The sequence below is a fragment of the Oryzihumus sp. genome, from assembly GCF_054325275.1.
Genome location: NZ_JBTCWL010000008.1, coordinates 40,640 through 64,057 on the forward strand (window position 1 = coordinate 40,640; position 23,418 = coordinate 64,057).

A 23,418-nucleotide genomic window follows, 5' to 3' on the forward strand; every position below is an offset into this window, starting at 1 on the left:
CAGGGGATGCACAGGCACCGTGGCGAGGAGGGTGGCATGACGACCGAGACCAGCAACGGACACGTGGAGGAACCCCCCGTCATCCTGTCGGCCGAGGAGCTGCGCAAGAGCTACGGCACCCACCAGGCGTTGAAGAACCTCTCGTTCACCCTCCGCGCCGGACGGGTCCTCGGCTTCCTCGGCCCGAACGGGGCAGGCAAGACGACCTCCATCCGCATCCTCACGACCATCCTCCCGCCGTCCTCGGGAAGCTTCGTCGTTGACGGGGTCACCTCCGACCACCCGGCGCAGATCCGGCGGCGGATCGGCGTCCTGCCCGAAGGGCTGGGGTTCCCCAGGCAGCTGACGGGCACGCGGTACCTCACCTACTACGGCCAGCTGTTCGGCAGCTCCGCACGGGAGGCCCGCAGCACAGCCGAGGGGTTGTTGCAGGAGGTCGGTCTGCAGAACCGCGGCCACTCCCCCATCGGCTCCTACAGCCACGGCATGCGCCAGCGGCTGGGCATCGCCCGCGCCCTGGTGAACGACCCCGCCGTGCTGTTCTTCGACGAGCCCACGCTGGGCCTGGACCCCCGCGGCCAGCGCGAGCTCCTCACGATGGTGCGGGGGATCGCCCGGGACCGGGGCAAGGGCGTCGTGCTCTCGAGCCACCTGCTCGCCGAGATCGAGGGCGTCTGCGACGACGTCGTCATCATGAACGCCGGCGAGGTGGTGGCCCGGGGAACCGTCGCCGAGGTGGTCGGCCAGGCCAGCCACCGCAGCGGCGTCGCGCTGCGGGTGCGCGTGCCCCTCGGCGAGGTGCCCGCCGCCTGCGGCCTGATCGCGACGCTGCCGAGCGTCCGGGCCACCACACCAGATGACTCCACCGGATGGATCGGCGTGGAGCTGCGGCAGCGGAACGGCGACGCGGCAGCGGACCCGCGACTGGTCAACAGGATGCTCGAGTCGCTCATCCGCGCGGACGTGCCCGTCCTCGGGCTCGACTCGGGCAGCGGACGCCTGGAGGACGTGTTCCTGCAGCTGACCGCCGAGGCGATCCGGTGACCGCCGGGACGGTCGCCGCCCCGCTGGCGCCGGTTCGCCGGACGTCCGCGCCGGTCTGGTGGCTCGTCCTGCGGCAGGAGCTGACCGAGCTCTGGATGGGCGGCCGGGTGCTGACCTACCTGGTGCTGTACAGCCTGCTCATGTCCCTGACGGCGTTCCTGCTCGCCACCAACACCGAGCTCAACCTGCTCCCGCTGCGGCAGAACATCGTCGTGGCCGTCACCTCGGCGCTCACCTTCGGCCTGTTCATCGGCCTGGCCATCGGCGCCGAGAGCGTCAGCGGCGAGCGCGAGCGGGCGACGCTCGAGCCGTTGCTGCTCACCCCGTGCAGCCCCCGCCAGGTCGTGGCCGGCAAGTTCCTCTCGGCCTTGTCGGCCTGGCCGGGGGCCATGCTCCTGACCCTGCCCTACCTCGTGGTGCTGGCGCAGGGGCACACGGTGCTCGGGTCGGCACTGGTCTGGGGAGGCGTCGTCGGGACGCTGCTCGCCGCGATGTTCGTCGGCTTCTCGCTCATCGTGAGCATCTGGTCCGAGTCCAGCCGGGTGAGCCTGTTCATCTGCCTGCTCGCCTACGCCGCCTCCCTCATCCCGGCCCAGCTGCCCACCGAGTTCCTCAGGTCGCCGGCGGGCGTGGTGCTCACGCTGGCCGACCCCGTGGAGTCGGCCAGCCAGTTCCTCGACCGGGTCATCGGGTCGGGGCAGCAGCTCTCCCAGGCCTGGCCCTACCTGGCCTCGCCCGTCGCGGCGACCCTGCTCACCCTCGCCCTGCTGTTCGGCTGGGCCGCGCCGCGGCTGCGCCTGGCGGCCCGCACATGAGCACCCCAGCCCACCCGAACCCGCCCCGCCACAGCCAGGGCCCGAGCACCCAGGAGGCGCCATGAGCATCGCCCAGGAACTGCCGGTGGCACCCGCGCACCGGACCGCCCGCCGCGCCGCGCCCGTGTGGTGGCTGGTCTTCTGCCGGGAGTTCGTCGACCTGTGGACCGGCGGGCGCGTGCTCGTGCTGCTGGTCCTGTTCAGCCTCATCATGTCCGTCACGTCGGTGCTGCGGCAGCTGGAGAGCCAGCTCAGCCTGATCCCCCCGGTGGAGATGGTGTTCCTGACCGTCCTGAGCAGCATCACCTTCGGGCTGTTCGTCGGGTTGGTGATCGCCGCCGACTCCTTCAGCGGTGAGCGGGAACGGGCGACCCTGGAGCCGCTGCTCCTGACCCCGGTACGGCCGCGGCAGCTGGTGGTCGGCAAGTTCCTCGCCGCCCTCACACCGTGGCCCCTGACCCTGCTGATCTCGGTGCCGTACGTCTGGGTGCTGGGCCAGGGCGACGACAGCATCACCGAGGCCCTGCTCCTCGGTGCGATGCTCGGCGGCCTGATGTCCATCGCCTTCACGGGGCTGGCCATGGTGATCAGCATCTGGTCGCGGTCCAACCGCACCAGCCTGTTCGCCAGCCTGCTGGTCTACCTCATCTTCCTCATCCCCACCCAGTGGCCCGGCAGTGCGCAGAAGGGCGACCTGGGCTACCTGGTCCAGCAGCTCAACCCGCTGCAGGCCTCCAGCGAGTTCCTCGAGAAGGTCGTCGTCAACAACCGGACGGTGGCGGAGAAGATGCCGTACCTCATGGCCGCGATCTACGCCGCCGCGGGCGTCCTCCTCGTGCTCATGCTGGTCGCCGCACCCCGCCTGCGGCTCGACGTGGAGGCCTCCCGGCCGGGCCGGTCGAGGTGGCACCGGGGTGCGCGCACCGAGGCGCTGGCCGGGCCGGCGCTCGTCCTGGCCCTGCTGTCGGTCCCCGCGCTCGGACTGGGCCCGGCCGCAGCTGCAGCGCCATCCGCCTCCGGCGGAGCCAACGGGCTGAGCATCACCACGGACCTGGCCTACAAGACGGTCAACGCCGGCCAGTCCATCACGTTCACGACCGTCGTCAAGAACACGGGGTCGACCACCTCGGCGGCATCCAACGTGGCCATGAACATCATCAAGACGGGCGAGGGAGAGCCCGTTGACCCCGAGGACTGGTCACCGGAGCGGACCCAGGGGGTGGACCCGCTGGAGCCCGGGGAGAGCGACGCGCAGCAGTGGACGGTCAACGCCATCCTCAAGGGCGACTACATGATCTACCTGACCGTCATCCCGGAGCCGGCCGGCGCCAACGCCACCACCAACCCGGTCGCCAGCCCCGGCATCCACCTGACCGTCAACGCGTTCGAGAAGAGCAACCCCGGTGGCGTGCTCCCCGTGGCGATCGCGACGCCGATGGCCATGGCTGCCATCGCGATGGTGCCCTGGTGGCGCCGCCGCAGGCGGGGGTCGGCCGAGGACACCGACGGCTGAGGGGCGGTATGCCGGGTGCGGACGTCCGCACCCGGCATACCTGCGCCCGGACGCGGCTCAGCTCGGTCGGACCAGCCGCGCCTCGGGGACCACCGCGACCCCGAGGATCTCGATCATCGCCTCCGGCTGCCAGAGGGCGGCGGTCCCGATGCCGGCCATGGCGGGGTAGACCGGCCCCGCCAGCTCACGCCAGACCTCGCCGATCTCCGCGCCGTGGGCCTGGTAGTCCGGGATGTCGGTGAGGTAGATGGTGATGCTGACCAGGTCCTCCGGCCGGCCACCCACCGCGGACAGGGTGGTCAGGACGTTGGTGAACGCCTGGCGGAACTGGGCGACGATCCCGCCGGGGACGATTCGCATGTCCGTGTCGAGCGCCGTCTGCCCACCGAGGTAGAGCGTGTTGCCGCTCAAGGTGCCATGGGAGTAGCCGCGCGGGGCGGGCAGCGACGCGGGGTTCACCGGCACGGGGTCGGCGCTGTCGGTCACGGTGCCTCCTGCAGGGTCTCGGGCGGGTTCGCGAGCGGGTTCCGGGACGGGGGGACGCCAGCGTAACGTCCATTGACATTGCTTCAACGGTCGTTACGATCCGAGAACATCCAGCGCGGCAACGAGGCCGCCCCGGAGGACGTGTCGACGCACCGGCACGGCGAGGAGCCATCCATGGAACCGGACTTCGGCAGGTACGTCCTCGAGGGCGACAACTCGATGTATGCCACGGACAGCGGGCTCGTCGTCCCGGTCGTCACCCGCGCCGGGCATGAGCCGGGCGAAACCGGTCAGTCGGCCGGCGCCTCGCGGATCTCCGGCGTGAGCATCCAGCACACCCCGGCCACGCGGATCTGGTTCGGGAAGGTGAGCAACGAGGCGGGCTACCGCTCGGTGCCCCACCACCATGGCGAGGCCGAGACCGGAGGCTACGTCCTGTCCGGCCGCGCCCGCATCTACTTCGGCACCGACTTCGCCGACTACCTCGACATGGAGGAGGGCGACTGGGTCTTCATGCCGCCGTTCATGCCCCACGTCGAGTGCAACATCGACCGCAACCGGCCGCTCACCTGGATGACGACGCGAACGCCGGAGAACATCGTCGTCAACCTGCCCGACGTGGCCGACGCCGACCTGCGCGACTGGGCGGACCGGCCGTGACCTCCGCAGCGCCCACGCTGACCTCCTCGCTGTTCACCGCGGCCGCGACCCTGACCCCGGTCGAGCCGGAGCACTTCGACCTGGCCTTCACGGCGACCACGCAGGCGTGCCCGTGGCCCAAGGCCTACGGCGGCGACCTGGTCGCCCAGGCGGCGGTGGCGGCGATGCGGTCGGTGCCCGACGGCAAGGCCCTGCACTCGATGCACTCCTACTTCCTGCGGCCGGTCGACATCGGCGCTGACGTGCGCTACGAGGTGGAGGTCCTGCGGGACGGCCGGGGCTACAGCACCCGCCAGGTCCGCGGCTTCCAGAACGGCAAGGCCGTGTACGTCTGCCTGGCCAGCTTCGCCGCGGGTGAGCCCGGGGGCACGTATGCCGTGGAGTACCCCGCCGAGGTCCCGCACCCGGACGAGCTCCCCAGCAGCGCGGCATACCTGCAGGACCGCAGCGGCGGGACCATGACGCAGGAGTCGAGGGCGTACTGGTCGGGCGGGCGCAGCTTCGACATGCGCCACGTGCCCGGACCGCTCTACCTGACCGTGGACGGGCACCGGAGCCCGCACCAGGCGGTCTGGGTCCGGCCGTTCGACGCCCTGCGGCCGGTGGTCGGCCTGACCGACGCCCAGCGGGACCTGGCCGCACTGACGTACGTCTGCGACTACACGATCCTCGAGCCGGTGCTGCGGGTGCTCGGCCTCGCCTGGGCCCAACCGGGCCTGGTCACCGCCAGCCTCGACCACGCGATGTGGTTCCACCGGGCCGGCGCCGTCGACGGCTGGGTCCTCTACACCCAGGAGGCGCTGGCCGCCGAGAACGGCCGGGGCGTGGCCACCGGGCGGCTCTTCGGCTCCGACCACACCCACCTGGCGACCGTCGTCCAGGAAGGCATGCTCCGTCTCGGCTCAGGAGGCAGGTCATGAGCACGCTCTCACCGTCGGCCCACGTCGACACGTTCGCGCGGGACCACCTCCCGCCGTCGGACCAGTGGCCGGAGCTGGAGTTCACCACCGAGCTCCTGCAGTACCCCGCACGCCTCAACGCCGCGACCGAGCTCATCGACGTCCCGGTCGCGACGTTCGGGCCGGACCGTCCGGCCCTGCGCACACCGGAGGGCGAGGTGTGGACCTACGGCGAGCTGCAGCGTCGCGCCAACCAGGTCGCCCAGGTGCTGGTCGAGGACCTCGGCCTCGTGCCGGGCAACCGGGTGCTGCTGCGCTCCCCCAACACCCCGTGGACCGTGGCCGCCTGGCTCGGCGTCCTCAAGGCCGGCGGGATCGTGGTCACCACGTTCGCCGCGCTGCGGGTCCGCGAGCTGACGCCCATCGCCGACCGGTGCCGGCCCTGCATCGCCCTCGTGGACCACCGCTTCGTCGACGAGGCCGAGGCCCTGCGCCGGGAGGCGGCACCTGAGCTGCGCGTCGTGACCTTCGGCGCCGACGACGCCGAGGACCTGACCACCCTCGCCTCGGCGAAGTCGGGGGCCTTCGAGAACGTCGCGACGGCCGCGGACGACGTCGCCCTGTTCGGTCCGACATCCGGCAGCACCGGTGTCCCGAAGGTCACGGTGCACTTCCACCGTGACCTGCTCTCGATCGACAACACCTTCGGCCAGGGCGTCCTGCGGCTGGTGCCCGAGGACGTCGTCGCCTGCAGCGCGCCGTTCGCGTTCACCTTCGGGCTGGGCATGCTGGTCGTCTTCCCGCTCCGGGCCGGCGCGTGCGCGTTCCTCACCGAGCAGGCGACGCCGGACCAGCTGGCCGACCTCGTCGCCGAGCACGGGGTGACGGTGCTCGCGACGGCACCCACGGCATACCGGCGGATCCTGGCCGCGGGCAAGGTGGGGCAGCTGCGCGGCCTGCGCGCGGCGGTGAGCGCGGGCGAGCACATCACCGAGCAGACGTGGCAGCGGCTGCACGACGAGATCGGGCTCGACGTCATCGACGGCATCGGGGCCACGGAGCTGCTGCACATCTTCATCTCGGCGGCCGGCGAGGACATCCGGCCCGGGGCGACGGGCCGACCGGTGCCGGGCTACCGCGCCACGATCCTCGACGAGCTCGGCGCGGAGCTGCCACCCGGCGCCGAGGGGCGGCTGGCGGTCATCGGGCCGGTCGGCTGCCGCTACCTCGACGACGACCGCCAGCGCGACTACGTCGTCGGTGGCTGGAACCTCACCGGTGACACCTTCACCCGCGACGAGGAGGGCTACTTCTACTACCGGGCCCGGACCGACAACATGATCATCTCCTCGGGCTACAACATCGCGGCACCGGAGGTGGAGGCCGCCATCGACAGCCACCCCGACGTCGCCGAGTGCGCCGTCGTGGCGCGCCCCGACGCCGAGCGCGGCTCCGTGGTGTGCGCGTTCATCGTGCTGAGGGACGGGGTGGCCGGCGACGCCGCCATGGCCACCCAGATCCAGGACCACGTCAAGGCGCAGCTGGCGCCGTACAAGTACCCCCGCGACGTCCGGTTCACCGACGCCCTGCCGCGCAACCGCAGCGGCAAGCTCCAGCACTACGAGCTGCGCCGCCGGGTCCGGGAGGAAGCCGCCGGCGGCACCGGCGAGGCGGCCGGCACGCAGGCACCGGACGTCCCGGTCGAGGCGTGAGGGGAGCGCCATGAGGATCGCCATCGCGGGCGGCGGCCCCGGAGGCCTCTACCTCGCCGCGCTGATGAAGCAGCTCGACCCGGCGCACGAGGTCACCGTCTGGGAGCGCAACGCCCCCGACGACACCTTCGGCTTCGGCGTGGTCTTCTCCGACGAGACCCTGGGTGGCATCGAGAGCGCCGACACCGAGATCTACGGCCGGATGGAGCGCCGGTTCGCGAGGTGGACCGACATCGACGTCGGGGTCTTCGGCCGTTCGTTCACGGTGGGTGGCCAGGGTTTCGCAGCCATGAGCCGCCGGGAGCTCCTGCAGATCCTGCAGGAGCGGGCCGGCGAGCTCGGGGTGGTGGTCCACTACCGCACGCCTGCACCCGACGTGGCGCAGCTGCGCGCGGCGCACGACCTGGTGGTCGCCGCGGACGGGCTCAACTCGACGGTCCGTGACGCCGGTGCCGACGTGTTCCGGCCCACCCTGGACCGGCGCCGCAACAAGTACATCTGGCTGGGCACCGACCTGGTCTTCGAGGCGTTCCAGTTCTTCGTCAAGCAGACGGAGTGGGGCACCATGCAGATCCACGGCTACCCCTACTCCGACACGGGCTCGACGTTCATCGTCGAGATGCACGAGGACGTCTGGCGGCGCGCCGGGTTCGACCGGACAGAGCACGAGGCGTTCCCGCCGGGGGCGTCCGACGAGCACGCGGTGGAGCGCATCAGGGAGATCTTCCGGGACGAGCTCGAGGGCCATCGGGTCCTCACCAACAACTCCAGGTGGGTCACCTTCCACACGGTGCGCAACGAGCGGTGGCACGACGGCAACGTCGTCCTGCTCGGGGACGCGGCGCACACCGCCCACTTCTCCATCGGCTCCGGGACCAAGCTCGCCATGGAGGACGCCCTGGCCCTCGCCGCGTGCCTCCACGAGCACGACACCGTGGAGCAGGCCCTCACCGCCTACGAGGCCGAGCGCCGGCCGGTCGTCGAGTCGACCCAGCGCGCCGCCCAGGCGTCGCTGGAGTGGTTCGAGCGCATCGGCATGTACGCCGACCAGGACCCGGCGCAGTTCGTGTTCAACCTGCTCACCCGGTCCCGGCGCATCACCTTCGAGAACCTCAAGGAGCGCGACGGGGAGTTCGCCGCCCTGATGGAGGCGGAGTTCGCGCGGCAGCAGGGGTGCACCCAGGTGGTGCCGGCGATGTTCCAGCCGGCCAGGATCGGAGCGCTGGAGCTGAAGAACCGGGTCATCCTCTCGCCGATGGACATGTACTCCGCCGTCGACGGGGTGCCGGGCGAGTTCCACCTCGTCCACCTGGGGTCCAAGGCCCTCGGGGGTGCCGGCCTGGTCATGACGGAGATGACGTGCGTCTCCCCCGAGGGCCGGATCACCCCCGGCTGCCCTGGGCTGTGGAACGACGCGCAGCGGGACGCCTGGGCCACGGTCACCGGCTTCGTGCACGGCCACAGCACCGCGAAGATCGGCCTGCAGCTGGGCCACTCGGGCCGCAAGGGCTCGACGAAGCTCATGTGGGAGGGCATGGACGAGCCGCTGGAGGAGGGCAACTGGCCGGTCATCGGGCCCTCCCCCATCCCGTACGGCGAGGGTTGCCACGTCCCGCGCGAGGTCACCCGCGCCGACATGGACGCCGTCGTGGCCGACTTCGTGGCGGCAGCCCGTCGTGGCGTGGAGGCCGGGTTCGACCTCATCGAGCTCCACGCGGCGCACGGCTACCTGCTGTCCTCGTTCCTGTCGCCGGTGTCCAACCGGCGCACGGACGAGTACGGCGGGGACGTGGCCGGCCGGTTGCGCTTCCCGCTCGAGGTCTTCGACGCGGTCCGGGCCGCCGTGCCGCCGACCATCCCGGTCACGGTGCGCATCTCCGCCACAGACTGGGTGCCCGACGGCAACACCGCCGACGACGCCGTGGAGATCGCCCGCGCGTTCATCGAGCACGGCGCCGCCGCCATCGACGTGTCCTCCGGCCAGGTGACCAAGGACGAGACGCCGGCGTTCGGCCGCTCCTACCAGACGCCCTTCGCGGACCGGATCCGTCACGAGGTCGCGGCACCGGCCGGGGTCGCGGTGATCGCGGTCGGGGCCATCTCCTCCTACGACGACGTCAACTCGATCCTCCTTGCCGGGCGCGCCGACCTGTGCGCGCTCGGACGCACCCACCTCTACGACCCGCAGTGGACCCTGCACGCGGCGGCCGAGCAGGACTACCGGGGGCCGGCCGCCGACTGGCCGCTCCCGTGGCGCGCCGGGCAGCGGAAGCCACCGACCTCACGCACCGACAAGGTGCCTCCGCGGCTGTCGCTGCTGCGCTCCGGCCCGCTCGAGCCGGTCCACGTCCGCTGGAAGCCCGCCACGCCGCCGCTGGCAGGATGAGCGCCGTGCCCGACGCGCCGAACGCCCCCCTGGCGGCCCCGCTGACGGCACAGAGGTCTCGCACGGTGGTCGTCAGCTTCCTCGGAGCGGTCGTCCGCCCGATGGGCGGCTGGATGCCGATCCGGGGTGCCGTCGACCTGTTGACGCCGATGGGGCTGGACGCGCAGAGCGTCCGCACCGCCGTCTTCCGCCTCAAGCGGCGGGACTGGCTCATGCCCGAGACCCGGGTGGGGGTGCGGGGCTACGCGCTGACCGACACCGCACTGGCGGCCCTCGCCGCCGGCGACGAGGTCATCTGGCACGCCCGTGAGCCCGCGGACCTGGCGGATGGCTGGTGCGTCCTCAGCTTCTCGGTGCCCGAGTCTGCGCGGGCGCGGCGCCACCAGCTGCGGTCACGGCTCACCGCCCTGGGGTTCGGGATGATGGGCGGCGGCGTGTGGATCGCCCCGGCCCGGATGGCCGCGGCCGCCGAGCGGGCCATCGGGGAACTCGGCCTCACCTCGCGGTGCGCCCTGTTCGTCGGCCGGCACGTCGGCGGCGAGCAGCTCTCGGGGCTGATCTCCGACTGCTGGAACCTCAAGGAGATCGACCAGCAGTACCAGGATTTCATCGGCTCCTGCGCAGACCTCGCCACGACGTCCGACGCCGATGAGGCGCCCGAGGGCGCTGACGCGTTCACCGCCTACCTCGGTGTCATCGACCGGTGGCGCAAGCTGCCCTACCGCGACCCGGGCCTGCCGCCGGAGGTGCTGCCCGAGGACTGGAGCGGGCCCGCGGCCGGTGCGCTCTTCGAGCGCCTCGTCGCCGGGCTGGAGGAGCACGCCCTCGCCCACGCCGCCACGTCGTGGCCGACGGCCGCACCGCACCCGCCCCACGTACGAAAGCCAGCGAGCCCCTGACCCGCGTGCTGCGGGTCAGGGGCTCGCTGTCGATGGTGGGCGATACTGGGTTTGAACCAGTGACCTCTTCCGTGTCAAGGAAGCGCGCTACCACTGCGCCAATCGCCCGAGGTGGAGACGGGATTTGAACCCGTGTACACGGCTTTGCAGGCCGTTGCCTCGCCTCTCGGCCACTCCACCGTGAAGGCCACGGGGACCTCCGGGAAGGCACTGGGCCTCCGAGCGGACGACGGGACTCGAACCCGCGACCCTCACCTTGGCAAGGTGATGCTCTACCAACTGAGCCACGTCCGCGTGAACGCCAGCGGTGTAACTACCCGCCGTGCGTGCGGTCAGACAGTAGCCGATTTCGAGGATCGGAGTCCAACCGGCGGTCGGCACCGGCCGGCGCCCCCGGCTCCGGCATCGGCGTGAGCGGCCGTTCGTGCGCCGGACGGCGCCGCTCGCTCCTGGCCGGCGCGTGGGCGCGGCTCTCCGCCGGAGTCACGGGGCTCTCGTCCCGAGGCACGGGAGTGGCGCCCGGCAGCCCGGCGAGCGCCCCCGGGGCGTCGACGGCCCCGCCGGCGACGGCCCCCTCCCGTCGGCGTCGGGACTCCTCGCGCAGCCACGAGATGAGCCGGGCGCGCGAGCTGAACCGCTCCTGCACCGGCCACAGCTGGCGCGCGGCGGCGTTGAAGGCTGCCCCGATGAGCACGGCGATCGCGAGGAAGTACAACCAGATCAGCACCACGATCGGCGCGGCCAGCGGGCCGTAGATGGAGGTCCCGCCGACGGAGGCGCCGAGCCACAGCCGCAGGACGAACGAGCTCAGCAGCCAGATCGCCAGCGTCAGCACCGCGCCGGGGATGTCCCGCTTCCACGGCGAGCGCCGGGGCGTGCTGACGTGGAACAGCGTGGTCAGGCTGGCGACGGTCAGGATGACCACCGTGGGCCAGTACAGCCCGATGAGGAACTCCAGCCGGGCCGGCAGCAGCCGCGCCATGACGCTCGGGCCGACGGTGACCAGCGGCATGACGACGACGCCGACCACCAGGGCCACGAGGTAGAGGGTGAAGCTCAGCGCGCGGGTGCGCACGATCCCGCGCACCCCGCTCTGGCCATACATGATCGAGATGGTGTCGACGAAGACGTTGAGGGCCCGCGAGCCGGACCACAGGGAGAGGACGAAGCCGATCGAGATGACGTCGATGCGCCCGTTGCGCAGGACGTCGTCGACGGTGGGCACGATGACCTGCCGCACGCTGTCGTCGGTGAGGAAGCGCTCGGCATACCGTTCGATCGCCGTGCTGACCTGGCCGGTCGTGTCCGGGCCCAGCCAGCGCCCGACGTAGCCGACGCCGCCGAAGATCCCCAGCACCAGCGGCGGCAGCGACAGCAGGGCGAAGAACCCGGCCTCCGACGCGAGCCCGGTGACGCGGTAGCGCAGGCACAGCCGCCACGTCGCCACGGCGAGCCGGGCGAGGGCGAGAGCACCTGGCACACGGGCGAGGCGCCGGCGGACGCGGTCCTTCGGGCTCATTGCCCGAGCCGCCGCTCCACGCGTCTGACCAGCACCCTCCGCCTGCTTCTCACCGCACCACGGTAACCGCCGACAGGCCGCGTGACGGACCTGACACCCCCGGGACCTCGCCGGGGTGTACCCATCGGTAACCATCCGCCCTAGCCTGCCCGGGGTGAGCACACACGAGGTCACCAACCAGGTCCCGCCGCTGCTCGGCCACAACGTGGTCGACTCCGACCCCGCCCTCACCGAGGGCCTGACCCGGTGGGGTGACGCGACCGACCGCGCCGGGCTGAGCCGGCTCGGCGAGCTCGCGGGGACGGCGCGGGCGCAGGCCTGGGGCGACCAGGCCGACCGGGTCACCCCGGTGCTGCACACCCACTCCCCCCGCGGCGAGCGCATCGACGAGGTCGAGTTCCACCCGGCCTGGCACGAGCTGATGTCGACTGCGGTCTCCCACGGCCTCACGGCCGAGCCCTGGACCCGCCCGGTCGGGACGGCCGCGCACGTGCGGCGTGCCGCCGGGTTCGTCGCCTGGTCACAGGTGGAGGCGGGCCACGGCTGCCCGGTGTCCATGACGTATGCCGCGGTGCCGGCCCTGATGACCAGCCCCGAGCTGAGTGCCCTGTGGGCTCCCCTGCTCGCCTCCCGCGAGTACGACTTCGGCCTGCGGTCGCGCGCGGACAAGGCCGGCGCGATCGCCGGGATGGGAATGACCGAGAAGCAGGGTGGGTCGGACGTGCGCCAGAACGCGACCGTGGCCACGCCCTCCCCCGGTGGGCCGCTCGAGGGCGGGGACACCTACCGGCTGACCGGCCACAAGTGGTTCTGCTCGGCCCCGATGAGCGACGTCTTCCTCGTCCTGGCCCAGGCGCCCGGCGGGCTCACCTGCTTCGTGGTGCCCCGGGTGCTGGCCGACGGCAGCCGAAACCCCTTCGCCATCCAGCGGCTCAAGGACAAGCTGGGCAACCGCTCCAACGCCTCCTCCGAGATCGAGCTCGACGGCACGTGGGGGGTGCGCCTGGGCGACGAGGGCCGCGGCATCCGCACCATCCTGGACATGGTGGCCGCGACCCGGCTGGACTGCGTCCTGGGCTCGGCCTCGACCATGCGCGCCGCGCTCGTCCGGGCCGTGCACCACACCCGCCACCGCCAGGCCTTCGGCGCCGCGCTGGTCGACCAGCCCCTGATGCGCAACGTGCTGACCGACCTGGCCCTGGAGTCCGAGGCGGCGACAACGCTGGGCCTGCGCCTGGCCGCCGCCGTCGACGCGGGCGACACCGCCTTCTCCCGCCTGGCCGTCGCGGTGGCCAAGTTCTGGGTCTGCAAGCGCGCCTCGCCGATGGTGGCCGAGGCGCTGGAGTGCTTGGGCGGCAACGGTTTCGTCGAGGAGAACGGGCTGGCCCGGCTCTACCGCGAGGCGCCGTTGAACTCGATCTGGGAGGGCTCGGGCAACGTCAACGCCCTCGACGTGGTGCGCGCCATCACCCGTGAGCCGCACGCCCTGGAGGCGCTCCACCAGGAGCTCGCCCACGCCCGGGGCGCCGACGCCCGCCTCGACACCGCGATCGAGCGCTCCGTGGCGGCGGCCCGCGAGCTGGCCACCCGCGACCCCGGTGACGCGCAGGCCGGGGCGCGCGGGGTCGTGGAGCTGCTCGCCACCACCCTGCAGGCGAGCCTGCTCGTCCGCTTCGCACCGGCATACGTCTCCGGGGTGTTCGTCGCGAGCCGCCTCGGCGGCGAGCACGGGCACAGCTTCGGCACCCTGCCGGCATCGGCCGTCCGCGCGTCGGGGACGCGAGTCATCGACCGGGCGTTCGCGGGCTGAGCCGGACCCGCGGACCCCCGATGGCAGGGGGGTGTCATCGAGGGGTCCGCGGATGGGCTAATGTCTGACATCGCAACGACAGCGGGGCACGAACCCGCTGGAGTTCACACGCGGACGTGGCTCAGTTGGTAGAGCATCACCTTGCCAAGGTGAGGGTCGCGGGTTCGAGTCCCGTCGTCCGCTCCACGCAGCCCCCAGGGGCCGCCCCGGGGCGATTGGCGCAGCGGTAGCGCGCTTCCTTGACACGGAAGAGGTCACTGGTTCAAACCCAGTATCGCCCACCATGCACAAACGGCGTCCGGCCACTGGCCGGGCGCCGTTCGTCGTCCCGGGGCCTTCGTCCTCATTCGTGCCGGGTGATGCCCCAGCGTCCCGTCCCTGCCCACGATGGCTACGTGCCGGCCGCGTCCGCGGTGCCGGCCATGAGGCAGGAGGCCAGACATGACCGACCAGATGACAGCCCCGGTTGCCCAGCCGCTCGACGAGCTCGGCCCGGTCGACTGGATCGTCGTGGAGTTCCCCGGAAGCCGGTTCAGGGGCGAGATCATCCCCACGCTCGAACAGCTCGTGCGCAGCGGCACCATCCGCGTGCTCGACCTCGTGCTGATCCGCAAGGGCGAGGACGGTTCCCTCGACATCTCCGAGCTCAGCGAGGTCGACGAGAGCGAGCTCGGGGTGCTGCGGGCCTACGAGACCGAGCTCGCGTGGCTGCTCAGCGAGGACGACGTGGCAGCGGTGGCCGAGGTGATCGAGCCCGGCAGCACGGCGGCGCTGCTGGTGTGGGAGAACGCCTGGGCGGCCCCGTTCGCCTCGGCGCTGCGTCACGCGGGAGGTCACCTGGTCGACAGCGGCCGGATCCCGGTGCAGGCGCTGATCCAGGCGATCGAGGAAGAAGAGTCCGAGGACGCAGGAGAGGGTGAGTGACATGCCGCTGGCAGCCAGGAGGATGGGACGTCGTGGCGTGATCGGGCGTCCGGTGGCACGCGGTGCCGCAGTCGTCGGCACGGCCGCCGTAGTCTCACACGGGGTGTCGCGGCGCTCCGACCGTCGTGAGGACCGCCGGGACCGTCGCTGACGCCAGCACGACCATCACCTGGCCGGGCATCAGTCCCGGCGGGCGCCCTCCTCGTGCTCCGGCGTGGGGAGGGCCCCGCCGAGCAGGTCCCGGATCCGGTCGTGCCGCCGCCGGTAGGCCTCACCGAAGCGGCTCTGCGCCTTGACGCGCTTGGCCGGCCCGTAGCGGCGGCGCGCCCAGACCGAGTCCGGCTTGGCGAGCCGGATCGCCCCGACGGTGGCGACGATCGGCACCACCACGCCGATCATCCCGGTGGCGATCTTGCCCTTGACGAAGCAGATCCCCGCCGTGGCCAGGTGGATGCCGACCTCGGTGACGTAGAGCCACTGGGCGACCTCGGCGCGCCGGGTGGTCGCCCCGATCGGTGAGGCCTGCAACATCAGCACGACGCCGAGCGCGCCACCGAGCAGGATGGCGTCGATCGACTTGCGCCCCTCCTGGCCCCAGTAGACGTCGTCGAGGTGGAACCAGAGGGCGAACTCGTCGAGGGTCAGCGCTGCGCCCGTGCCGAACAGGGCGGCCAGCACCTCGGCCCACGGGCTCTGCGGCGCGTAGCGGAACTCCAGCAGGGCAGTCAGCAGGACCAGCAGGATCCCCCACACCTGGTGGTGGACGTGGACCCCGCCGATGTACACGTCGCCCAGGCCGCCTCTGCTGCCGCCCCTGTCGCCGGCCCCCTCCGGGGCGTGCTGCGCACTGGGCTCGGCGGCACGCGCGAGCGCCGCGGCCCGGATCCGGCGCGTCACCAGGCGGGTCACCGCGAACGTCACGACGAAACCGAGCAGGGCCCAGGCTGCCGCGGCCCGGCCGGTCTCGACGAAGAACTGCTGGTACCAGCCCATCCGCACCACCTCGCACCCGACCGGCTCCGTGCCGCGAGTCTCGCCGGGCCCGCACGGGCGGGCAACCGCCTCCGGGACCAGAGCCCCTGCCCCGGCAGTCACCGGCTGGCCATCGTGGTCGGGACGGCACGCGGGGCGGGAGGTGGTCGCTTGGACACAGGGACGCTGTGGCGGGCGGCCAGGGCGCGCACGGAGGCGTTCCGGCGCTGGATGTACCGCGACGGACGCCCGGGCAGCCTGGCCCGGGCCGCCAACCGGCTCTCGGCCTGGCAGTTCTCGGCCGGCCTGCTCTCGCCCGCCCGCGCGGTCACACTGGAGGTGCGCGGCCGTCGTACGGGCCGCACCATCTCCGTCCCGCTGGTGCTGGCCGAGCTCGGCGGCCGGCACTACGTGGTCTCGATGCTCGGTGAGGACACGAGCTGGGTGCGCAACGTGCGCGCCGCCGGTGGCCGCGCGGTGCTGCGGCGCCGTCAGGCCACGCCCGTCCTGCTGCTGGAGGTGCCTGCCGGCCAGCGCGCGCCGTTCCTCAAGCGCTACCTGGACCAGGCCCCCGGGGCCCGCCCGCACGTGCCGATGGACCGGCACGCCCCGCTGGCCGAGTTCGAGGCGGTAGCCGCGCATTTCCCGGTGTTCCGCGTCGAAGCAGCCGTCGAACCGGTCCGGTGACCCTTCCCACACTGCGCGGCCCGGACGATCCGCGCTGACGCACGGGGCGCCCACGGCGTCCGGGAACCGGACATTTCACCCCATAGGCGAGTTTGAGGAGCGGGGTCGGGTGCGTGCCATACTCACGCGGTTGTCCCCTATCCCCCGGAGGAACCCATGACCGACAACGCCGCCGTGCTCAACGGCGAGTGGGAGTTCGACCCCGCCCACACGCGGATCGGCTTCTCCGCGAAGCACGCCATGGTCGCCACCGTCCGCGGGGCCTTCAACGACGTCGACGGCTCGTTCGTGGCCGACCTCGACGACATGTCCAAGAGCTCGGTCCGGGTCATCCTCAAGGCGGCCAGCATCGACACCCGCAACGAGCAGCGGGACGGGCACCTGAGGAGCGGAGACTTCTTCGACGTGGAGAAGTGGCCGGAGATCACCTTCATCAGCACCAACGTGGAGGAGGTCGAGGACAACGCCTACATGATCACCGGCGATCTGACCATCCGCGACATCACCCGCCAGGTCGTCATCCCGCTGGAGATGCTCGGTGTCGACACCGACCACGACGGCTTCATCCGCGCGGGCTTCGAGGGCAGCCGCCGGATCAACCGCCGCGACTTCGGCCTCGAGTGGAACGTCCCGCTCGACTCCGGCGGCCTGCTGATCTCCGAGCGCATCTCCCTGGAGTTCGAGATCTCCGCGATCAAGAAGGTCGACGACAAGGCCGCCTGACCGGCCGGCATACCGGCCGGACCCGGCTGGAACCGGCCGAAGCCGGCATACCGGCACAGCCCCGGTGTCCGTCCACGTCACGGAGCCGTCACCCACGAACCGGGCGTTCAGGACACAATGGGGCCACCACACCCCGTGGCACCGCCTGACGCGAAGGACCTCATGGACATCTGGCCGGGTAAGCCCTATCCCCTCGGGGCCACCTTCGACGGCAGCGGCGTGAACTTCGCCGTCTTCTCCGAGGTCGCCGATCGCGTCGAGCTGTGCCTCGTCGACGACGACGACACCGAGACCCGCATCGACCTGCGTGAGGTCGACGGCTACGTCTGGCACGCCTACGTGCCGACCGTGCAGCCCGGCCAGCGCTACGGGTTCCGGGTGCACGGTCCGTACGACCCCGAGAACGGCCACCGGTGCAACCCGGCCAAGCTGCTGCTCGACCCCTACGCCAAGGCGATCGACGGCCAGGTCGACGGCGACGAGGCGCTCTTCTCCTACCGCTTCGGCAAGCCCGAGGTGTTCAACGAGGACGACTCCCTCGGCCACACCATGCTCTCGGTGGTGACCAACCCGTGGTTCGACTGGGGCCACGACCGCCCGCCGGCTCACGAGTACCACGACAGCGTGATCTACGAGGCCCACGTCAAGGGCCTGACCATGACCCACCCGGACGTGCCGGACGCGATCCGCGGGACCTACGCCGCGATCGGCCACCCCGCGGTGATCGAGCACCTCAAGGGCCTGGGCGTCACCGCGCTCGAGCTCATGCCGGTGCACCAGTTCGTCCAGGACACCCACCTCGCCGGCAAGGGCCTGTCCAACTACTGGGGCTACAACACCATCGGCTTCCTGGCCCCGCACAACGCGTATGCCGCCACCGGCACCCGCGGCCAGCAGGTCACCGAGTTCAAGTCGATGGTCAAGGCGCTGCACGAGGCCGACATCGAGGTCATCCTCGACGTCGTCTACAACCACACCGCCGAGGGCAACGAGCAGGGCCCGACGATCGCCTTCCGCGGCCTGGACAACGCCTCGTTCTACCGCCTCGTCGACGACAACAAGGCGCACTACTACGACACCACGGGCACCGGCAACAGCCTGCTGATGCGCAACCCGCACGTGCTGCAGCTGATCATGGACTCACTGCGCTACTGGGTGCTGGAGATGCACGTCGACGGCTTCCGCTTCGACCTCGCGGCGACACTGGCCCGCCAGTTCCACGAGGTCGACCGGCTCTCGGCGTTCTTCGACCTGGTGCAGCAGGACCCGGTGGTCAGCCAGGTCAAGCTCATCGCCGAGCCGTGGGACGTCGGCGACGGCGGCTACCAGGTCGGCAACTTCCCCCCGCTGTGGACCGAGTGGAACGGCAAGTACCGCGACACCGTGCGCGACTTCTGGCGTGGTGAGCCGGCGACGCTGGGCGAGTTCGCCTCGCGCATCACGGGTTCCAGCGACCTCTACGAGCAGTCCGCGCGCAAGCCGATCGCCTCGATCAACTTCGTCACCGCCCACGACGGTTTCACCCTGCGCGACCTGGTCTCCTACAACGAGAAGCACAACGAGGCCAACGGCGAGGACAACAACGACGGAGAGAGCCACAACCGCTCGTGGAACTGCGGCGTCGAGGGCGAGACCGACGACGCCGAGGTCAACGAGCTGCGCGCCCAGCAACAGCGCAACTTCCTGGCCACGCTGCTGCTCAGCCAGGGCGTGCCCATGATCGCCCACGGCGACGAGGTCGGCCGCACCCAGCGCGGCAACAACAACGCCTACTGCCAGGACAGCGAGCTGGCATGGATCGACTGGGACCTCGACGCCGAGCGCAACGACCTGCTGGCATTCACCTCGCGGCTGGTGCAGCTGCGCAAGAACCACCCGGTCTTCCGCCGGCGCCGGTTCTTCGCCGGCGACGCGGCCCACGGTGGCCGCAGCGAGCTCGGCGACATCGAGTGGTTCGCCCCGCAGGGCACCGAGATGGACGAGCTCGACTGGCGCAACGGCTACGCGCGCAGCCTCATGGTGTTCCTCAACGGCGAGGCGATCCCCGAGCCGGACCGTCTCGGCCGGCCGATCGTCGACCAGCACTTCTTGCTGCTGTTCAACGCCCACAGCGAGCCGGTGGAATTCACCCTGCCCCCGGGCGACTACGGCGCCGAGTGGGAGGTCGTGCTCGACACCACCGACCCGGTAGAGCCGCAGGAGCAGCAGAGGTGGGAGTCCAAGTCGGTGCACCCGGTGGCCGGCCGCGCCATCGTCGTGCTGCGCACCCCGGAGCCGGAGCCCGAGCCCCGGACCTGACCCGGGGCAGCGGTATGCCGTGTGCTCGCCTCAGGTGGCGGCCAGGCGACGCCTCTCGGCGGCCACGTCGAAGTCGGCGGTCGGCCACTGCGGGTCCATCGCCCGCAGCCGCTCCAGCAGCAGCTGCTGCACGGCCAGCCGGGCGTACCACTTCCGGTCGGCGGGGACGACGTACCACGGCGCAGCGTCGGTGGAGCAGCGCTCCAGCGCCACCTGGTAGGCAGCCATGTAGTCGTCCCACAGCTTGCGCTCGTCGGTGTCACCGGGGTTGTACTTCCAGTGCTTGTCCGCCCGGTCAAGGCGTGACATCAGCCGCAGCTTCTGCTCCTCCGGCGAGATGTTGAGCATGACCTTGACGATCTCGGTGCCGCCGGCGCTGACCTGCGCCTCGAAGGCGTTGATCTGCTCATAGCGCGCCGACCAGACCGCCTCGGGCACCAACCGGCGCACGCGCACGATGAGCACGTCCTCGTAGTGCGAGCGGTCGAACACCCCGATCTGCCCGGCGTGCGGCAGCGCCTTGTGGATCCGCCAGAGGAAGTCGTGCGCCCGCTCCTCCTCGCTCGGCGCCTTGAAGGCCGTGTGCTGCACGCCCTGGGGGTCCACCGACCCCACGACGTGGCGCATGATGCCACCCTTGCCCGCGGTGTCCATGCCCTGCACCACGAGCAGCACCGCCCGATTCCCCCCGGCGGTGCCGTCGGCGTAGAGCCGCTCCTGCAGGTCGTCGAGCTCGTCGTCGGTCTCGGTCATCAGCTCTGCGGCGTTGCGCCGTTTGCCGTCGAAGCCGGGGGTGGAGGCCGGGTCGACGTCGGCCAGCCGGAAGCCCGACCCCACCCGCAGCGCGTCGCCGAAGGGTCTCGGGCCGTCCCCTGTGACGTGAGCCATGGCCCGATGGTCGCACTAGCCCTGCCCGTGCGCGACCTCCCCGCTGGCCTCCCGCGCCAGCGCGGTCAGCCGCGACACGGCGCGGAAGTACTTCTTGCGGTATCCACCGCGCAGCAGCTCCTCGCTGAACACCTCCCCGAGCGGGGCGCCGCTGGAGAACACCGGGACGTCCCGGTCGTAGAGGCGGTCGGCCAGGACGACCAGGCGCAGCGCGACCATCTGGTCCTCGATCGTGTGCACCCCTTGCCAGCCCACCGAGGTCACCCCGTCCAGCAGGGCGCCATAGCGGCTGGGGTGCACCTGGGCGAGATGGGCGAGCAGCTCGTCAAAGCCGTCGAGGGCACCTCCGGTGGCTTCGACGCGGGCCACGACCTCGGCCTCGGACAGCGGTGCGGGACCGGCCGCGAGGCCACGGTGGCGGAAGTCCGGCCCGTCGACGGTCAGCACCTCGAACCGGCTGGACAGGGCGGCGATCTCGCGCAGGAAGTCGTCCGCGGCGAACCGCCCCTCCCCCAGCGCCTCCGGGAGGGTGTTGGAGGTCGCGGCCAGCGACACCCCGGCCTCGGCGAGCCGCGCCAGCAGGGTCGACATCAGCACGGTGTCACCGGGGTCGTCGAGCTCGAACTCGTCGATGCACACCAGCCGGTGACCGCGCAGGGCCTCGACCGTGCGCGCGAAGCCCAGCGCCCCTACGAGGTTGGTCAGCTCGACGAACGTGCCGAACGCCTTGGGTCCGGGTGCCTCGTGCCAGAGGCTGGCCAACAGGTGGGTCTTGCCGACCCCGAAGCCGCCGTCGAGGTAGACCCCCGACCCCGTGGCCGACCGCCGGCGCCCCCACGGCCACCGCGAGCCGCCCGAGCCGCCTGCTCCCCCCAGCGACGCGGCATACTCCTGCAGCCGCTGCACCGCAGCGGCCTGGCTGGGCTGGGCCGGGTCGGGGCGGTAGGTGGAGAAGCGGACCACGTCGAAGCGCGGCGGGGGGACCAGCTCCCCGACGAGGCGCGAGGCGTCCACCTGGGGCCGGCGGGTGGACAGGGGCGCCTGCGTTGCGGTCTCCGACACGAGCTCCAGCCTAGGCACCCACACCCGCCAAGCAGTGACAGGATGGCTCTGATGCGACTGCTGCTACCCCACCCCGATGCCCCGTCGGACGACGAGGGCGACGGCCGGCTCAGCCCGGAGGCCCTGGCCGAGCTCTACGAGTACCCGCGCAGCGCCACCCGCGGCGTGCCGTGGGTCCGTGCCAACTTCGTGACCACCCTCGACGGGGCCGCCACCGGCTCCGACGGCCGGTCCGGGTCGATCAACACCGGCGCCGACCGCGAGGTCTTCGGCCTGCTGCGCGCCCTCGCCGACGTGGTTCTGGTCGGTGCCGGCACCGCCCGGATCGAGGGCTACCGCCCGATCGCCGCGCGGGCCCAGTGGCAGGACGTCCGCGGCCGCAGCGGACGCGCCGACCCGCCCGTGCTGGCCGTGGCCAGCCGCTCGGCCCAGCTTCCTCCGCTGCTGCGCGAGCGTCCCGAGGGCGCCGGCGAGGTCATCCTCCTCACCTGCGAGCGGGCGCCGGAGGAAGCCGTCGAGGCCGCCCGCGCGGCGCTCGGCGCGGACAACGTCATCGTCCGCGGGGGCGACGGGGTCGACCTCGACGCGGCCATCAAGGAGCTCGCCGCGCGCGGGCTGACCCGGATCCTGTGCGAGGGCGGCCCGCAGCTCATGCACGACCTGGTCTCGGCCGGCCACCTCGACGAGCTCTGCCTGACCATCGCGCCGACCATCGTGGCCGGCGACCACACCCGCATCACCGCCGGGCCCTCGATCGTCGAGCACCTCGTGCCGCGGGTGCTCATCGAGTCCGAGGGCACCGTGCTCGGCCGCTGGGTGCGTGCCGACGCCGCCACCGGCTGAGGCGGGCCACCGGCGCAGGGATGTCGCCCGCAGGGTGACACCCGCCGGGCAACGTCACCCGCACAGGAAGTCGCCCACCACCTGTTCCCAGCGCTGCGGGTCCTGGTTCCACTCCTTGGTATGCCGTGCCCCGCGCCACGGCACGTAGTGCACGAGGTCCGGCCGCTTCACGGCCAGCGCGGCCGACGGGCCGGCCGGGACGAACTCGTCGTCCTCGGAGTGGATGAGCAGCACCGGGTGGGCCAGCTCGTCGGCGCGGGCGACCCAGTCGGTCTCGGCCACGTCGATCGGCTCGTGGACCCCGACCAGCCGGCGGGCGGAGCGCCGCCCGATGAGCGAGCGGCCCAGCGCTCCGACCGGCCCGGGCACCCGGTTGAGGGCGGCCTGGTGGCGCAGCACGTCGGCCCAGTCGATGACCGGGGCGTCGAGGACGACCCGGGTCACCCGGTCGGCCAGCCAGGAGCGCACCAGCGCCTGGAGCACGATCGCACCACCCATCGACCAGCCGACCAGCACCACCTCCTCGGCGCCGTGGTCGATGGCGTGGACCATGGCGGCCTCGACGTCGCGCCACTCCGACAGGCCGAGGTTGTAGCGCCCGTCCGGGCTGGCCGGCGCCCCGATGTCGTTGCGGTACATCGGGACCAGGCAGTCGAAGCCGGCCCGGTGCAGCACCGGGACGGCCCGCAGGCACTCCTCCCGGCGCGCACCGCGGCCGTGGACGAGCACGGCCCAGCGCCGGTTGGCGCCGGTCCCGGTCGGCACGTGCCAGGCCGGCAGGTCGCCGACGTCGGAGCGCACGAGGACGTCCTCGCAGGCCAGGCCGAGCGAGTCCGACGGCGCGAGGCCGTAGTAGTACTGGTTCCACCGGGCGAAGCCGGGTGCCAGCCGCCCGCAGTCGACGCCGTGCAGCTCACGACGCACCCGGCCGGCAGCCTCGTCGAGCTCGAGGACCTGCCCGAGACGGGCATGCCCCTCTCCCCCGCCGAGCCAGAGCCCGTAGCGGCCCGGCAGGCGGGTGTTCTCGGTGAGGCCGAGCGTCACCGACGCGCCGTCGACGGACAGCACCTCGGTGTCGTCGGGCCGGCGGGGGTCCGGGGTGAGGACGCGGCGGGCGAAGTACGTTGCGGCGCCGAGGCTCCCGGCTGCGGAGGCACCCGCCATGACAGCGCCGACGGCTCCGGCCAGTGCGGCTCCCCTGCGCAGGCTCAGGCGACGGCTCGGCATGGCCGCATCGTCTCAGGCAGGTCCGACGCGCCGTGCGGCGGTGCCGGGTGC

Annotated in this window: 20 protein-coding genes and 5 tRNA genes; 16 read left to right on the top strand and 9 right to left on the bottom strand. The window is 72.1% G+C overall.

What is annotated here, in order from left to right:
* Positions 1-36 precede the first annotated feature (36 nt).
* From ACXVGS_RS03365 to ACXVGS_RS03375, 3 genes are all read left to right on the top strand, one after another.
* Complete coding sequence (locus ACXVGS_RS03365) at positions 37-1,044, top strand: ABC transporter ATP-binding protein (RefSeq protein ID WP_458536617.1); 1,008 nt, start codon at positions 37-39, stop codon at positions 1,042-1,044.
* Positions 1,041-1,859, top strand: coding sequence for an ABC transporter permease (locus ACXVGS_RS03370; RefSeq protein ID WP_458529625.1), 819 nt, complete (start codon positions 1,041-1,043; stop codon positions 1,857-1,859). The genes ACXVGS_RS03365 and ACXVGS_RS03370 overlap by 4 nt, the downstream gene beginning before the upstream one ends.
* A gap of 61 nt (positions 1,860-1,920) precedes the next feature.
* Positions 1,921-3,372 carry an ABC transporter permease subunit gene (locus ACXVGS_RS03375; protein WP_458531640.1) on the top strand — a complete coding sequence of 484 codons (1,452 nt, stop codon included), beginning with the start codon at positions 1,921-1,923 and terminating at the stop codon, positions 3,370-3,372.
* A 57-nt stretch (positions 3,373-3,429) separates the two neighbouring features.
* Here ACXVGS_RS03375 and ACXVGS_RS03380 read toward each other — a convergent pair whose 3' ends face one another.
* Positions 3,430-3,858, bottom strand: coding sequence for a RidA family protein (locus tag ACXVGS_RS03380; RefSeq protein ID WP_458529697.1), 429 nt, complete (start codon positions 3,856-3,858; stop codon positions 3,430-3,432).
* A 174-nt stretch (positions 3,859-4,032) separates the two neighbouring features.
* Here ACXVGS_RS03380 and ACXVGS_RS03385 point away from each other — a divergent pair, with 174 nt between their 5' ends.
* Genes ACXVGS_RS03385 through ACXVGS_RS03405 form a run of 5 tightly spaced genes read left to right on the top strand, consistent with a single transcriptional unit; the run spans position 4,033 to position 10,414 of the window.
* Positions 4,033-4,518, top strand: a complete 486-nt coding sequence (locus ACXVGS_RS03385; RefSeq protein WP_458536618.1) for a cupin domain-containing protein — start codon at positions 4,033-4,035, stop codon at positions 4,516-4,518.
* Positions 4,515-5,438, top strand: coding sequence for an acyl-CoA thioesterase (locus ACXVGS_RS03390; RefSeq protein ID WP_458535781.1), 924 nt, complete (start codon positions 4,515-4,517; stop codon positions 5,436-5,438). The genes ACXVGS_RS03385 and ACXVGS_RS03390 overlap by 4 nt, the downstream gene beginning before the upstream one ends.
* Entirely contained in the window at positions 5,435-7,129 is a 1,695-nt protein-coding gene (locus ACXVGS_RS03395) for an AMP-binding protein (RefSeq protein WP_458536619.1), read from the top strand. The genes ACXVGS_RS03390 and ACXVGS_RS03395 overlap by 4 nt, the downstream gene beginning before the upstream one ends.
* 10 nt (positions 7,130-7,139) lie before the next feature.
* A complete protein-coding gene (locus tag ACXVGS_RS03400; protein ID WP_458535783.1) occupies positions 7,140-9,515 on the top strand; it encodes a bifunctional salicylyl-CoA 5-hydroxylase/oxidoreductase in 2,376 nt (791 codons plus the stop codon).
* Positions 9,516-9,520: 5 nt separating this feature from the next.
* Complete coding sequence (locus ACXVGS_RS03405) at positions 9,521-10,414, top strand: PaaX family transcriptional regulator (protein ID WP_458532984.1); 894 nt, start codon at positions 9,521-9,523, stop codon at positions 10,412-10,414.
* 33 nt (positions 10,415-10,447) lie between these two features.
* Here the strand turns inward: ACXVGS_RS03405 and ACXVGS_RS03410 are convergent.
* From ACXVGS_RS03410 to ACXVGS_RS03425, 4 genes are all read right to left on the bottom strand, one after another.
* Positions 10,448-10,522 (bottom strand) — tRNA-Val (locus ACXVGS_RS03410).
* A 1-nt stretch (position 10,523) separates the two neighbouring features.
* Positions 10,524-10,594: transfer RNA gene (locus ACXVGS_RS03415), tRNA-Cys, on the bottom strand.
* A gap of 41 nt (positions 10,595-10,635) precedes the next feature.
* A tRNA-Gly gene (locus ACXVGS_RS03420) sits at positions 10,636-10,708 on the bottom strand.
* Positions 10,709-10,727: 19 nt separating this feature from the next.
* Complete coding sequence (locus ACXVGS_RS03425; protein ID WP_458529703.1) at positions 10,728-11,933, bottom strand: YihY/virulence factor BrkB family protein; 1,206 nt, start codon at positions 11,931-11,933, stop codon at positions 10,728-10,730.
* 154 nt (positions 11,934-12,087) lie between these two features.
* On the opposite strand from ACXVGS_RS03425, the gene ACXVGS_RS03430 reads away from it, so the two are divergent.
* The 4 genes from ACXVGS_RS03430 (at position 12,088) to ACXVGS_RS03445 (ending at position 14,667) form a co-directional block, all read left to right on the top strand.
* Positions 12,088-13,743 carry an acyl-CoA dehydrogenase family protein gene (locus tag ACXVGS_RS03430; RefSeq protein ID WP_458536620.1) on the top strand — a complete coding sequence of 552 codons (1,656 nt, stop codon included), beginning with the start codon at positions 12,088-12,090 and terminating at the stop codon, positions 13,741-13,743.
* 110 nt (positions 13,744-13,853) lie between these two features.
* A tRNA-Gly gene (locus ACXVGS_RS03435) sits at positions 13,854-13,929 on the top strand.
* A gap of 23 nt (positions 13,930-13,952) precedes the next feature.
* Positions 13,953-14,027 (top strand) — tRNA-Val (locus ACXVGS_RS03440).
* Between the two features lie 157 nt (positions 14,028-14,184).
* The gene (locus tag ACXVGS_RS03445) at positions 14,185-14,667 is read left to right on the top strand and encodes a DUF6325 family protein (protein WP_458529705.1); all 483 of its coding nucleotides are present in this window, start codon (positions 14,185-14,187) and stop codon (positions 14,665-14,667) included.
* A 180-nt stretch (positions 14,668-14,847) separates the two neighbouring features.
* Here ACXVGS_RS03445 and ACXVGS_RS03450 read toward each other — a convergent pair whose 3' ends face one another.
* Complete coding sequence (locus ACXVGS_RS03450; RefSeq protein WP_458529706.1) at positions 14,848-15,660, bottom strand: hypothetical protein; 813 nt, start codon at positions 15,658-15,660, stop codon at positions 14,848-14,850.
* A 150-nt stretch (positions 15,661-15,810) separates the two neighbouring features.
* On the opposite strand from ACXVGS_RS03450, the gene ACXVGS_RS03455 reads away from it, so the two are divergent.
* The 3 genes from ACXVGS_RS03455 to glgX all read left to right on the top strand — a co-directional run bounded on the left by ACXVGS_RS03455 (position 15,811) and on the right by glgX (position 19,347).
* The gene (locus ACXVGS_RS03455) at positions 15,811-16,326 is read left to right on the top strand and encodes a nitroreductase/quinone reductase family protein (RefSeq protein ID WP_458529707.1); all 516 of its coding nucleotides are present in this window, start codon (positions 15,811-15,813) and stop codon (positions 16,324-16,326) included.
* Between the two features lie 156 nt (positions 16,327-16,482).
* Complete coding sequence (locus ACXVGS_RS03460) at positions 16,483-17,049, top strand: YceI family protein (RefSeq protein WP_458531643.1); 567 nt, start codon at positions 16,483-16,485, stop codon at positions 17,047-17,049.
* 162 nt (positions 17,050-17,211) lie between these two features.
* Entirely contained in the window at positions 17,212-19,347 is a 2,136-nt protein-coding gene (gene glgX, locus ACXVGS_RS03465; protein ID WP_458536621.1) for a glycogen debranching protein GlgX, read from the top strand.
* Between the two features lie 30 nt (positions 19,348-19,377).
* Here the strand turns inward: glgX and ACXVGS_RS03470 are convergent, their stop codons facing one another.
* Together ACXVGS_RS03470 and zapE are read right to left on the bottom strand one after the other, a co-directional pair.
* A complete protein-coding gene (locus ACXVGS_RS03470; RefSeq protein WP_458529710.1) occupies positions 19,378-20,235 on the bottom strand; it encodes a polyphosphate kinase 2 family protein in 858 nt (285 codons plus the stop codon).
* A 15-nt stretch (positions 20,236-20,250) separates the two neighbouring features.
* Positions 20,251-21,297, bottom strand: coding sequence for a cell division protein ZapE (zapE, locus tag ACXVGS_RS03475; RefSeq protein WP_458532988.1), 1,047 nt, complete (start codon positions 21,295-21,297; stop codon positions 20,251-20,253).
* 42 nt (positions 21,298-21,339) lie between these two features.
* Here zapE and ACXVGS_RS03480 point away from each other — a divergent pair, with 42 nt between their 5' ends.
* The gene (locus ACXVGS_RS03480; protein ID WP_458532989.1) at positions 21,340-22,140 is read left to right on the top strand and encodes a pyrimidine reductase family protein; all 801 of its coding nucleotides are present in this window, start codon (positions 21,340-21,342) and stop codon (positions 22,138-22,140) included.
* 54 nt (positions 22,141-22,194) lie between these two features.
* On the opposite strand, the gene ACXVGS_RS03485 is transcribed toward ACXVGS_RS03480, so the two are convergent.
* Complete coding sequence (locus ACXVGS_RS03485) at positions 22,195-23,367, bottom strand: alpha/beta hydrolase family protein (protein WP_458531648.1); 1,173 nt, start codon at positions 23,365-23,367, stop codon at positions 22,195-22,197.
* Between the last annotated feature and the right edge of the window lie 51 nt (positions 23,368-23,418).